This window comes from Streptomyces sp. SID11385 (assembly GCF_010548245.1).
Classification (GTDB): domain Bacteria; phylum Actinomycetota; class Actinomycetes; order Streptomycetales; family Streptomycetaceae; genus Streptomyces.
Genome location: NZ_JAAGLR010000259.1, coordinates 1 through 12,649 on the forward strand (window position 1 = coordinate 1; position 12,649 = coordinate 12,649).

Sequence of the window (12,649 nt, forward strand, 5' to 3'; positions counted from 1 at the left end):
GGCCGCCGCGAGGAGCGCCCCGCGCCAGGCCCTCGCGCTCGCCCGCTGCCGCACGAGCAGCGCCGCCATCGGCAGCGCGAAGACGATCGTCAGCGCGCCGAGCGGCTGGACGAGACTCAGCGGCCCGAAGGCGAGCGCCCCGACGTGGAGCAGCGCGCCGAGCCCGTTGAGCGCCACCGCGCCCCACCACGCGGGCCGCCGCCACGGCGCGTACCCCTCGGGCCCCTGCTGGACCGCCACCCGCTCCTGGACGATGGCCCCGGCCGCGTAGGCGACGGCGGAGACCAGCGCGAAGAGCACGGACAGCGGGACATCGCTCATGAACCACTCCGGCGCTGCGGCGATCGATCGGCTCTCATACGGTTCACTCTTCCCCGCTGACCGGCATCCCGTCGTCATCCCGTGGCACCCGCATCGACGTACTGCTGTGGGAGTACACGCGGGGGAGTGTCCGGCGCAGGGCGGGCGCGCGCCGGGCGGCGCGCGCCCCTTGGGACGTACGACTCCCGTAGGACGACAGCGCCCGCACGCGCCTCTCATACGGCCCCCGCACGGTCTTCGCGGGGCCTGCGCAGGCCCCGCGCGCCGCCTCCGCACGGGTGAACGGGCCGTGCGGGGGCATCCGGGGGACGAGAGACGTCCCGCCCCGGCGCGGGCACGCGGTCTTCCACGGGCCGCCCCGGTGGGCGAGCATGGACGGTGCCGCAGGGACGTCAGGGACGACGCGGACGGGGGACGCATGCGCGTAGGACTGCTGACCAGGGAGTACCCGCCGCACGTCTACGGCGGCGCGGGGGTCCACGTGGAATTCCTCGCGCGGGAACTGCGCACCCTCACCGATCTCGTCGTGCACGCCTGGGACGCCCCCGGCGACGCGGAGTTCCGCCCCGGCGTCGTACGGCACCGCGCGGCGCCGCTGCCCGAGGCGGCCGGCGAGGCGTTGCGGGCCTTCTCGACCGGGCTCGGCATGACCGCCGCCCTCGCGGACCGCGACCTCGTCCACTCGCACACCTGGTACACCGCCCTCGCGGGCCGCCTCGCCCAGCTCCAGTACGGCATCCCCCACGTCGTCACCGCGCACTCGCTCGAACCGCTGCGCCCCTGGAAGGCCGAGCAGCTCGGCGGCGGCTACGCGCTCTCCTCCTGGGCCGAACGCACCGCCGTCGAGACCGCCGACGCCGTGATCGCCGTCTCGCACGGCATGCGCGCCGACCTGCTCGCCTGCTACCCGGACCTCGATCCCGAGCGCGTCCACGTCGTCCACAACGGCATCGACACCGACCTCTACCGCGCGAGCCCCGACACCGACGTGCTCGACCGGATCGGCATCGACCCGGACCGGCCCTACGTCCTCTTCGTCGGCCGGGTCACCCGCCAGAAGGGCGTTCCGCACCTCCTGCGCGCCGCCCGCTCCCTCGATCCCGCCGCTCAGCTCGTGCTCTGCGCCGGGGCCCCCGACACTCCGGAACTGGACGCCGAGTTCCGCGCCCTCGTCGCCGAACTGCGCGCCGCGCGGGACGGGGTGCACTGGATACCCGAACCGCTGCCACGCCCCGACGTCGTCCAACTGCTCAGTCACGCAAGGGCCTTCGTCTGCCCCTCGGTCTACGAACCGCTCGGCATCGTCAATCTGGAGGCGATGGCCTGCGGCGCCGCCGTCGTCGCCTCGGCCGTCGGCGGCATCCCCGAGGTGGTGCGCGACGGCGAAACCGGGTTGCTCGTCCCGTACGACCCGGAGGACCCGGCCGCGTTCGAGGACGGCCTCGCGAGCGCGCTGGGCGGCCTCGTCGCGGACCCGCGCACGGCGGCGCTCATGGGCGCGGCCGGGCGAGGCGTCGCCGTCCGCGACTTCGGCTGGGACCGCATCGCCCGGCGCACCGTCGAGGTGTACGAGCACGTCCTGGCCCGCACCTGAAACCGCACGCCACGCACCACCGCACCACGAGCACCACCCGCACCACAAGAGCACCACCCGCACCACACGAGGCATCGCACCCGCCGGGCGGCGGGACGGCACGGCGGCGACGGAGCCGCCGGGAGGGGGGCGTCATGCGCGGTGGACCTTCGGTCCTGGGGATCGTCCTGGCGGGCGGGGAGGGCAAGCGGCTCATGCCGCTCACCGCCGACCGCGCGAAACCCGCGGTCACCTTCGGCGGCACGTACCGGCTCGTGGACTTCGTCCTGTCCAACCTCGTCAACGCCGACATCCTGCGGATCTGCGTCCTGACCCAGTACAAATCGCACTCGCTCGACCGGCACGTCACGACGACGTGGCGCATGTCGAGCCTGCTCGGCAACTACGTGACGCCCGTGCCCGCGCAGCAGCGGCTCGGCCCGCGCTGGTACCTCGGCAGCGCCGACGCGATCCTCCAGTCCCTCAACCTCGTCCACGACGAACAGCCCGACTACGTCGCCGTGTTCGGCGCCGACCACGTCTACCGCATGGACCCGCGCCAGATGCTCCAGGCCCACGTCGAGGGCGGCGCCGGGGTCACCGTCGCCGGGCTGAAGGTGCCGCGCGCCGAGTCCTCCGCCTTCGGCGTGATCGTCCCGCGCCCCGACTCCCGGCACATCACCTCCTTCCTGGAGAAGCCCGCCGACCCGCCGGGGCTGCCCGGGGACCCCGAGCACGTCCACGCCTCGATGGGCAACTACCTCTTCACCACGAAGGTCCTGGTCGACGCCCTCCACCAGGACGCCGCCGACCCCGCGTCCGCGCACGACATGGGCGGCTCGATCCTCCCGCTGCTCACCGGCCGCGGCGAGGCCCAGCTCTACGACTTCGACGACAACCGCGTCCCCGGCGAGACGCCGTACGAGCACGGCTACTGGCGCGACGTCGGCACCCTGGACGCCTACTACGAGGCCCACATGGACCTCGTCAAGGACCGCCCTGCCTTCAGCCTCGACAACCGCGAGTGGCCCGTCTACACCTACAACGACGCCCTGCCGCCCGCGAAGTTCTGCGCGGGCGGCTTCGCGGGGGAGTCCGTCGTGAGCCCCGGCTGCGTCATCCGCGGCCAGGTCACCGGCTCCGTGCTCTCGCCCGGGGTCGTCATCGAGCCGGGCGCCGTCGTGCAGGGCTCGGTGCTGCACGACGGGGTGCGGGTCGGGCGCGGCGCGGTGGTGCGCGGGGCCGTCCTGGACAAGAACATCGACGTGCCGCCGGGCGCCACGATCGGCGTGAACCCGGACAGGGACGCCGCGCTGTACACCATCTCGCCGGGCGGCGTCGTCGCGCTGGGGAAGGGGGCGCGGGTGGGGGAGCGGGGCTGAGGACCGGGCCGTACGGTTTGTCGGCCGCTGAGGCGCCACGTACCCTCGGGAGCTGCCCCGCTCCCCGCCACCCCGGCCCGCGCCGTGGTGCGCCGGAGCGCACAGGGGGCCACGCCGGTGGCGTGCGGCCTTCAGGACCACAAGGAAACAGCGATGACGGTGCCCACCCTCCCGAGCGACGAGACCGCGCCCGAGACCCCCGAGCCCGCCGGGGAGCGTCCCGGCGACCTTGACGGGACACCCGCCTTCGGACCGGGTATCGACCCCGAACGGCTCGCCGTCTGCCTCGACGTCCTCGCCGAACTCGACCAGCTCGACGTCGACCACCCCGACGCCGTCACGGTCCGCCGCGCCACCGCCGGGATCTACCGCACGGTGAAGCAGCGCCGCCGTCAGGAACGCCGCGCCGCCAAGACCGCCCACGACCGCACCGTCACCGAGGCCACCGCGACCGGCTCCGCCGAGCGCATCGACGACGAGACGCGCGGCACCCTGCCCAGCTCGCGCTCCGAGGGCCGCGTCGCCGGGATACTCAAGCGGCCTCGGTCCTGCTACGTGTGCAAGGCCAGGTACACCGAGGTCGACGCGTTCTACCACCAGCTCTGCCCGAAGTGCGCCGAGGTGAACCGCGCGCGCCGCGACGCCCGTGCCGATCTCGGCGGCAAGCGCGCCCTGCTCACCGGCGGGCGCGCCAAGATCGGCATGTACATCGCCCTGCGCCTGCTGCGCGACGGCGCGCACACCACGATCACGACCCGGTTCCCGCAGGACGCCGTGCGCCGCTTCGCGGCGATGGACGACAGCGCCGAGTGGATGCACCGCCTCAAGATCGTCGGCATCGACCTGCGCGACCCCGCCCAGGTGCTCGCCCTCGCCGACTCGGTGAGCGCGGCGGGACCGCTCGACATCCTCATCAACAACGCGGCCCAGACCGTGCGCCGTTCTCCGGGCGCCTACCGCGAACTCCTCGCCGCCGAGTCCGCCGAGCCGCCGCGCGGCGAACTGCCCGCCACCGAGGTCATCGGCACCTTCGGCTCCGGGGCCGTCGCCGCCCTGCCGGGCCCGCGCCTCGGCGAGAGCCTCAGCGCCCGCGAGGTCACCGACCTCGCCCTGGTGAGCGGCTCGGCGAGCCCCGCCCGCATCGCCGCCGGGACGGCCATCGACGCCGGGGGCCTCGTCCCCGACCTGCACGACAGCAACAGCTGGGTGCAGACGGTCGAGACCGTCGACCCGGTCGAACTCCTGGAGGTGCAGCTCTGCAACTCCACCGCGCCCTTCCTCCTCATCAGCCGGCTGCGCCCCGCCATGGCGGCGAGCGGCGCCCGCCGCACGTACATCGTCAACGTCTCCGCGATGGAGGGCGTCTTCGCGCGCGGCTACAAGGGCGCCGGACATCCCCACACGAACATGGCGAAAGCCGCGCTCAACATGCTGACCCGCACGAGCGCGCAGGAGATGTTCGAGCAGGACCGCATCCTCATGACCGCCGTCGACACCGGCTGGATCACCGACGAGCGCCCGCACCCCGACAAGATGCGCCTCGCCGAGGCCGGTTTCCACGCCCCGCTCGACCTCGTCGACGGCGCGGCCCGCGTCTACGACCCGATCGTGCGCGGCGAGGCGGGCGAGGACCTGTACGGCGTCTTCCTCAAGGACTACGGCGTCTCGCGCTGGTGATCGGCCGCCCCGGCGGGTGACACGCGGGGCCGAGGGGGCGGGTGCGGCCTGATCCGGATGGCTGAAACGCGGGGGTCGCACCGCGGCACGGAGTGCCGATTTCCGCGCCATCGAGCGCACCCGCGCTCATGTGGTTAGGCTGTTGCAACGGACAGCAGACACGGGTGGACACCCTCACCCGACGTCCGTCCCCGGACGAAGGGCGCACCTCGCCCCGCTCCGTACGAACCACCGGCGCCACCGCGCCCGTACCGCCCCAGACGCGAATTCCGGCGGCGGCCCGGTGCCAGGTCCCGGTGACAGGGAGCGGCCCGGTGCCGTACCGGGGGTTACCCGACACATGAGGAGTGCGCGGTGACACAGGAGACGAAGCACACGGAGCAGCGGAGCCAGGGGACGACTTCCCCGCCCCGCCGCCGTCACCAGGAGATCGGCTCGCTGGAGGTGTGGGCCCGCTCGGCGCCCATCCGCCTCGCCGGGTACGAGGACGACCTCGCCGAGCCGCACATCCTGCCCAGCGTGGACTGACCGCCCCTTCCGCACGGTCCGCGAAGGCCCCCGCCCCCCGTCCGGGGGGCGGGGGCCTTCGCGCCTTGGGGGGGGTGTGGCCGAGGAGCACCCCGGGCCATGAACGCCGAGGTGGGGCGGACTTAGACTGACCGGGCCGCCACTCCTGATCACCTCTCTCCTTCCTACGGAGCTTCGCCCATGCATGACGACCGGGCCCTGGTCGAGGCACGCCTCGCGCGTGTGCTGGAAGAACGCATCCGCCCGGCGGTGTACGCCGAGACGGTCCCCCTGGACGTGGCGATCTGGACGGCTCCCGGTGAGCCCGTCCCCGTCGCGGAGGGCCTGGCGGCCCCCTACGAACCCATCACCCCGAACACCCCCTGGGGCCCGCCCTGGGGCACGAGCTGGTTCAAGGTCACCGGCACCGTGCCCGCCGCGTGGGCCGGCCGCACCGTCGAGGCCGTCCTCGACCTCGGCTTCAGCCGGCACACGCCCGGCTTCCAGTGCGAAGGACTCGTCCACACCCCGGACGGCACACCGGTCAAGGGCATTCACCCCCGCAACCGCTACGTGCGCGTCGGGGACCCGGCCCGGGGCGGCGAGGAGATCGACTTCCGCGTCGAAGCCGCGTCGAACCCTGTCATCCTCGGCAACCGGCCCTTCGAGCCCACCGGCATGGGCGATCCCGCGACGGCGGGCAGTGCCCCGCAGTACGTCCTCGGCCGGATGGATCTGGCCGTTTTCGACGACAACGTTTTCCAGCTGGTCATGGACCTCGAAGTCCTCGGCGAGATGATGCCGCAACTCCCGGCCGACTCCGCCCGCCGCTGGGAGATCCTGCGCACGGCCGACCGCGCGCTCGACGCCCTCGACCTCCAGGACGTCGCGGGCACGGCCGCGGCGGCGCGCGACATCCTCGCGCCCGCGCTCGCCGTCCCCGCCCAGGAATCGGCGCACCGGATCAGCACGGTCGGCCACGCGCACATCGACTCCGCCTGGCTGTGGCCGCTGCGCGAGACGGTCCGCAAGGTCGCCCGTACCAGCTCCAACATGGTCTCGCTCCTCGAAGAGGCCCCCGAGTTCGTCTTCGCCATGTCCCAGGCCCAGCAGTGGGCCTGGCTCAAGGAGCACCGCCCCGAGGTGTGGGACAAGGTCGTCGAGGCCGTCGCCGACGGGCGCTTCGTCCCGGCCGGCGGCATGTGGGTCGAGTCCGACACCAACATGCCCGGCTCGGAGGCGATGGCCCGCCAGTTCGTCCACGGCAAGCGGTTCTTCCTCGACGAGTTCGGCATCGACAACGAGGAGGCGTGGCTCCCCGACACCTTCGGCTTCGCCGCCGGACTCCCGCAGATCATCAAGGCCGCGGGCTCCAAGTACCTCCTCACGCAGAAGATCTCCTGGAGCAAGATCAACGACTTCCCGCACCACACCTTCCGCTGGGAGGGCATCGACGGCACCCGGATCTTCACGCACTTCCCGCCCGTCGACTCCTACAACTGCGAGATGCTCGGCAGCCAGCTCGGGCACGCGGCGCGCAACTTCAAGGAGAAGGGCCGCGCCACGCGCTCCCTGGCCCCTACCGGCTTCGGTGACGGCGGCGGTGGCACGACCCGCGAGATGGTCGCGAAGGCGGCCCGTCTCAAGAACACCGAGGCGCCCGCGCGCGTCGACTGGGAGACCCCGGCCGCCTTCTTCGCGAAGGCCGAGGCCGAGTACCCCGAACCGCCCGTGTGGGTCGGCGAGCTGTACCTGGAGCTGCACCGCGCCACGCTCACCAGCCAGGCGAAGACCAAGCAGGGCAACCGGCGCGGCGAGCACCTGCTGCGCGAGGCCGAGCTGTGGTCGGCGACCGCCGCCGTGCGCGCGGGCTTCCCCTACCCGTACGAGCGGCTCGACCGGCTGTGGAAGACGCTGCTGCTGCACCAGTTCCACGACATCCTGCCCGGCTCGTCGATCGCCTGGGTGCACCGCGAGGCGGAGCGCGCCTATGCCGCGCTCGCCGAGGAGCTGACCGGGATCATCGACGCGGCGCAGCGAGCGCTCGCGGGCGAGGGCGACACCGAGGTGCGCTTCAACGCGGCGCCGCACGCGGACGCCGGGATCGCGGCCGGTGCCGCGGGGACCGCGCCCGCGCCCGCCGGGGTCGTGCCCGTCGCGCGTACCGGTGGCGGTTTCGTCCTCGACAACGGGGTCGTACGGATCGAGATCGACGCGCGCGGACTCGTTGTCTCCGCGCTGCGCCACGACTCGGGCCGTGAGGCCGTGGCGCCCGGACAGGCCGCCAACCTGCTCCAGCTCCACACCGACTTCCCCAACCAGTGGGACGCCTGGGACGTCGACTCCTTCTACCGCAATACCGTCACGGAGCTCACGGACGTCGAGGAACTGAGCGCCGCTCCCGAAGGGGTGCGGATCGTCCGGGCCTTCGGGGACTCGCGCGTCGTCCAGACGCTGAGCCTTGCCGAGGGCGCCGAGCGCCTCGACATCGCCACCGAGGTGGACTGGCATGAGACGGAGAAGTTCCTCAAGCTCGCCTTCCCGCTCGACGTGCACGCCGAACGGTACGCGAGCGAGACCCAGTTCGGGCACTTCCACCGCCCCACCCACACCAACACCACGTGGGAGACGGCGAAGTTCGAGGCGTGCAACCACCGCTTCGTGCACCTGGAGGAGCCCGGCTTCGGCGTCGCCGTCGTCAACGACTCGACGTACGGGCACGATGTGAGCCGCACGGTGCGCGAGGACGGCGGCACCACCACCACGGTCCGCGCCTCACTGCTGCGCGCGCCGCGCTTCCCCGACCCGGAGACCGATCAGGGCGCGCACCGCTTCCGGCACGGCCTCGTGGTCGGCGCCACGATCGACGACGCCGTGCGCGAGGGGTGGCGGGTCAACCTGCCGCGCCGCGTGGTGCGGGGCGCGGGGGCGGACGTCGCGCCGCTCGTCACCGTGGAGCAGGACTCCGTGGTGGTGACGGCGGTCAAGCTCGCCGACGACGGCAGCGGGGACGTGGTGGTGCGGTTCCACGAGGCGCGGGGCGGGCGGGTGACCGCTTCGCTGCGGCCGGGCTTCGAGGTGGCCGGGGTCTCCGTGACCGATCTGCTGGAGCGGGCTCTCTCCGAGGGGGCGGCCGAAGTGGTTGCCGTTGACGGGGAGTTGAAGGTCGCGTTGCGGCCGTTCCAGTTGGTGACCGTTCGCCTGCGGCGAGGCTGAGCCGACTGGTGCGGGTTTCCGGGGCGGGGCCTTTCGGGGCTCCGCCCCGGACCCCGCTCCTCAACCGCCGGAGGGGCCGGCAAGGGGCGCGGCCGCCGTCGAGCCGCGCACCACCAGCTCCGGCATGAACACGAACTCGCTCGGCGGGGCCGGGGTGCCGCCTATCTCCTCCAGGAGGGCGCGGACCGCCGCCTGGCCCATCGCCGGGACCGGCTTGCGGACCGTGGTCAGGGGCGGGTCCGTGAAGGCGATCAGCGGGGAGTCGTCGAAGCCGACGACGGAGACCTCCGCGGGGACCGCGAGGCCGCGGGCGCGGGCCGCGCGGATCGCGCCGAGCGCCATCATGTCGCTCGCGCACACGAGCGCCGTGCAACCGCGCTCCAGGAGGGCCGTGGCGGCTGCCTGGCCGCCTTCGAGCGTGAACAGCGAGTGCTCCACGTACCGGCTCCGCACCTCGGCGGCCCCGAGGCCGAACTCCTCGTGCAGCGCCCCCGTGAAGCCCTCGACCTTGCGCTGTACGGGCACGAAGCGCTCCGGGCCCAGCACGAGACCGATCTCGTGGTGGCCCAGCGCCCGCAGGTGGGTGACCGCGAGGCGCATCGCCGCCCGGTCGTCCGGGGAGACGAAGACGGCGCGGACCTTGGGGGAGTAGCCGTCGACCAGGACGAACGGGACGCCCTGCGCGTGCAGCCGCTCGTAGCGTCCCGTGTCCGCGGTGGTGTCCGCGTGCAGCCCCGAGACGAAGATGATCCCGGCGACGCCTCGGTCCACGAGCATCTCGGTCAGCTCGTCCTCCGTGGACCCGCCGGGCGTCTGCGTCGCGAGGACCGGGGTGTAGCCCTGGCGGGTCAGCGCCTGCCCGATGACCTGCGCGAGGGCCGGGAAGATCGGGTTCTCCAGCTCGGGCGTGATGAGCCCGACCAGCCCCTCGCTGCGCCGCCGCAGGCGCACCGGACGCTCGTAACCGAGCACGTCGAGCGCGGCGAGCACCTCTTGCCGGGTCGCGTCGGCCACGCCGGGCTTGCCGTTGAGCACCCGGCTCACCGTCGCCTCGCTCACCCCCGCCTGCGCGGCGAGGTCGGCGAGGCGGGCCGTGCCCTGGGACTCCTGGCGCGCCCCCGCGCGCCGGGGTGCCGCGGGCCTGCGCCCGTACTGCTGTGTCATGGGGTCCCCTCGACTGGCCCTGCCTGGATGTACAGCGCTGCCCAGGTCACGGGTCCCTGACGGCCCCTCTGATGATTCCCGTTCGGGCGCGGACTGACAAGGGCCTGAGGATTCTTGCACAAGCCTTGCAAACGAGCACGTGCCGGGGCCGTACGGAGAGAGTATCCCGCAGGTGGCAGCGGTGAACTGACGTTCAGGGCGCCGCCAAGGTTTCTTGCAGATTCTTGCTGCAAGGTCTTTCGCAACGGCCGCGACGCTGTTACCTTCTCGTTCGCCCGGCCGTCGCGATGGTGCGGCCGGCGGCGGCCTTCCGCCGAGAACGGGCTCACACACCCTCAAGGAGTACTCATGCGGCGTGGCATAGCGGCCACCGCACTGCTCGCATCGCTCGCCCTCGCGGCGACGGCCTGCGGCGGGGACGACGGCGACGACGGCGCCTCCGGCGGCGGACCGGTCACCCTCACCTGGTGGGACACCTCCAACGCCACCAACGAGGCACCCACCTACAAGGCGCTGGTCGAGCAGTTCGAGAAGTCGCACAAGGGCATCAAGGTCAAGTACGTCAACGTGCCCTTCGACCAGGCGCAGAACAAGTTCGACACCGCCGCCGGGGCCAAGGGCGCGCCCGACATCCTGCGCGCCGAGGTCGGCTGGACGCCCGCCTTCGCGAAGAAGGGCTACCTCGCGCCGCTCGACGGCACGGACGCGCTCGCCGAGCAGGACTCCTTCCAGCCCAACCTGATCCAGCAGGCCCAGTACGAGGGCAAGACCTACGGCGTCCCGCTCGTCACGGACACGCTCGCCCTCGTCTACAACAAGAAGCTCTTCGCCGAGGCCGGCATCAAGACCGCGCCGACCACCTGGGCGCAGCTCAAGAAGGACGCGGCGACCGTCAAGTCCAAGACGGGCGTGGACGGTTACTGGGGCTCGACGGCCGGGTACTACGCGCAGCCCTACCTCTTCGGCGAGGGCACCGACACGGTCGACGCGAAGGCGAAGAAGCTCACGATCGAGAGCCCCGCCGCCGTCAAGGGGCTCAAGGAGTGGCAGGGCCTCTTCTCCGGCAAGGGCCTGCACAAGGCCGACATCACCGCGGACAGCTACGCCCACATCCAGGACGCCTTCGCGGGCGGCAAGGTCGCGTCGACCATCCAGGGGCCCTGGGAGCTGACCAACTACTACAAGGGCAGCGCCTTCAAGGACCGCAAGAACCTCGGCGTCGCCGTCGTCCCGGCAGGCTCCGCCGGCAAGCCCGGCGCCCCGACCGGCGGCCACAACCTCTCCGTCTACGCGGGCGCCGACCAGGCCCACCAGAAGGCCGCCTTCACCTTCGTCAAGTACATGACCTCGGCGAAAACGCAGGAGCAGATCGCGCTCAAGAACGGCACCCTGCCCACCCGCCAGGACGCCTACACCGAAGCCGTCAAGGCCGACCCGGGCACCGCGGGCTTCCAGCAGGTCCTGGACGCCGCCCAGCCACGTCCCGCGCTGCCCGAGTACAGCTCCCTGTGGGGCCCGATGGACACCGAGCTGCCGCGCGTCGCGAGCGGCAAGGAATCGCTGGACGACGGCCTGCGCAAGGCCGGGGACGCGATGCAGAAGCTCCTCCCCGACTACAAGCGCTGACCGGCGCGGGGGCGGGGCCGGCCACCTGACGGGCCGCCCCGCCCCCGTACCCCCGCCGCCTTCCCCCGTACACCACCCCCGCCCCCGGAAGGGCCGCCATGACCGTCGCCGTCGACACCGAGACCGCGCCCCCGCGGCAAGAGCGGGCCCCGGGCCGCAGGCCCGGGCTCCTCAGCCGCCTGCGCCGCGCCGGCCAGAAACACTGGTACGCGTACGCGATGATCGCCCCGGTCGTCATCGTGCTCGGCGTCCTCGTCGCGTACCCGCTGGTCCGCGGCTTCTACCTCACCCTCACCGACGCCACGAGCCTCAACTCGGCGCGCACCATCGGCGTCAACCACATCGACGCGACCTACGAGTTCATCGGCCTGCACAACTACGCCGACATCCTGTGGGGGCCCACGGCCTACGAGCGCTTCTGGTCGCACTTCCTGTGGACGGTCGGCTGGACCGTCGCCTGCGTCGCGCTGCACTACTGCCTCGGTCTCGGCCTCGCGCTGCTGCTCAACCAGAAGTTCCGCGGCCGGGTCGTCTACCGGATGCTGCTCATCCTGCCGTGGGCGGTGCCCGCCTTCGTCACCGTCTTCTCCTGGCGGATCATGCTCGCCGACGGCGGCCTCGTCAACACCGTCCTCGGCCACCTGCACCTGCCGCAGCCTGCCTGGCTGGAGGACACCTCCTGGCAGCGCGTCGCCGCGATCCTCGTCAACACGTGGTGCGGCGTGCCGTTCATGATGGTCTCGCTGCTCGGCGGGCTCCAGTCCATCGACGCGAACCTCTACGAGGCCGCCGAGATGGACGGCGCGAGCGCCTGGCAGCGCTTCCGGCACGTCACCCTGCCGGGCCTGCGCCCGGTGAGCGCCACCGTCGTGCTGCTCGGCGTCATCTGGACCTTCAACCAGTTCGCCATCATCTTCCTGCTCTTCGGCGGCACCAGCGCCCCCGACGCGCAGATCCTCGTGACCTGGGCCTACCGGCTCGGCTTCGGCCAACAGCCGCGCGACTTCGCCCAGTCGGCCACGTACGGCGTCCTGCTCCTGTCGATCCTCGTCGTCTTCACCACCTTCTACCGCAGGTGGCTGAACCGCAACGAGCAGTCCACCCTCTGAACCGGCCGACAGGAACCACGTCATGAGCACCGAGTCCACCACGCTGCCCGCGGCGCCCGTCGCCGCGAGCGCCC

Annotated in this window: 9 protein-coding genes; 7 read left to right on the top strand and 2 right to left on the bottom strand. The window is 72.6% G+C overall.

Annotated elements, in window-relative coordinates; genetic code table 11:
- Nucleotides 1-321 (bottom strand): DMT family transporter (locus G3I42_RS38185; RefSeq protein ID WP_275405232.1); only part of this gene is annotated, 321 nt, incomplete at its 3' end.
- A gap of 418 nt (nt 322-739) precedes the next feature.
- Between G3I42_RS38185 and glgA the strand changes: the two genes are divergently transcribed.
- From glgA to G3I42_RS07985, 5 genes are all read left to right on the top strand, one after another.
- Entirely contained in the window at nt 740-1,915 is a 1,176-nt protein-coding gene (gene glgA, locus G3I42_RS07970; RefSeq protein ID WP_164283728.1) for a glycogen synthase, read from the top strand.
- Between the two features lie 134 nt (nt 1,916-2,049).
- The gene (locus tag G3I42_RS07975; protein WP_164283730.1) at nt 2,050-3,276 is read left to right on the top strand and encodes a glucose-1-phosphate adenylyltransferase; all 1,227 of its coding nucleotides are present in this window, start codon (nt 2,050-2,052) and stop codon (nt 3,274-3,276) included.
- A gap of 153 nt (nt 3,277-3,429) precedes the next feature.
- Entirely contained in the window at nt 3,430-4,953 is a 1,524-nt protein-coding gene (locus G3I42_RS07980) for an SDR family oxidoreductase (protein ID WP_164283732.1), read from the top strand.
- A gap of 354 nt (nt 4,954-5,307) precedes the next feature.
- The gene (locus G3I42_RS36880) at nt 5,308-5,481 is read left to right on the top strand and encodes a hypothetical protein (protein WP_203606516.1); all 174 of its coding nucleotides are present in this window, start codon (nt 5,308-5,310) and stop codon (nt 5,479-5,481) included.
- A gap of 180 nt (nt 5,482-5,661) precedes the next feature.
- Entirely contained in the window at nt 5,662-8,676 is a 3,015-nt protein-coding gene (locus tag G3I42_RS07985; protein ID WP_164283734.1) for a glycoside hydrolase family 38 C-terminal domain-containing protein, read from the top strand.
- 60 nt (nt 8,677-8,736) lie between these two features.
- On the opposite strand, the gene G3I42_RS07990 is transcribed toward G3I42_RS07985, so the two are convergent.
- A complete protein-coding gene (locus tag G3I42_RS07990) occupies nt 8,737-9,840 on the bottom strand; it encodes a LacI family DNA-binding transcriptional regulator (protein ID WP_164283736.1) in 1,104 nt (367 codons plus the stop codon).
- A gap of 348 nt (nt 9,841-10,188) precedes the next feature.
- On the opposite strand from G3I42_RS07990, the gene G3I42_RS07995 reads away from it, so the two are divergent.
- Together G3I42_RS07995 and G3I42_RS08000 are read left to right on the top strand one after the other, a co-directional pair.
- On the top strand, nt 10,189-11,466 hold the full coding sequence (locus G3I42_RS07995) for an extracellular solute-binding protein (RefSeq protein ID WP_164283738.1): 1,278 nt from the start codon (nt 10,189-10,191) through the stop codon (nt 11,464-11,466).
- Nucleotides 11,467-11,564: 98 nt separating this feature from the next.
- Nucleotides 11,565-12,575 carry a sugar ABC transporter permease gene (locus tag G3I42_RS08000; RefSeq protein WP_164283740.1) on the top strand — a complete coding sequence of 337 codons (1,011 nt, stop codon included), beginning with the start codon at nt 11,565-11,567 and terminating at the stop codon, nt 12,573-12,575.
- The last annotated feature ends 74 nt before the right edge of the window (nt 12,576-12,649 follow it).

Excerpts from the sequence above, each read along its gene's own strand:
- glgA (WP_164283728.1), top strand. The coding sequence starts at position 740 with ATGCGCGTAGGACTGCTGACCAGGGAGTACCCGCCGCACGTCTACGGC.
- G3I42_RS07975 (WP_164283730.1), top strand. The coding sequence starts at position 2,050 with ATGCGCGGTGGACCTTCGGTCCTGGGGATCGTCCTGGCGGGCGGGGAG.
- G3I42_RS07980 (WP_164283732.1), top strand. The coding sequence starts at position 3,430 with ATGACGGTGCCCACCCTCCCGAGCGACGAGACCGCGCCCGAGACCCCC.
- G3I42_RS07985 (WP_164283734.1), top strand. The coding sequence starts at position 5,662 with ATGCATGACGACCGGGCCCTGGTCGAGGCACGCCTCGCGCGTGTGCTG.
- G3I42_RS07990 (WP_164283736.1), bottom strand. The coding sequence starts at position 9,840 with ATGACACAGCAGTACGGGCGCAGGCCCGCGGCACCCCGGCGCGCGGGG.
- G3I42_RS07995 (WP_164283738.1), top strand. The coding sequence starts at position 10,189 with ATGCGGCGTGGCATAGCGGCCACCGCACTGCTCGCATCGCTCGCCCTC.
- G3I42_RS08000 (WP_164283740.1), top strand. The coding sequence starts at position 11,565 with ATGACCGTCGCCGTCGACACCGAGACCGCGCCCCCGCGGCAAGAGCGG.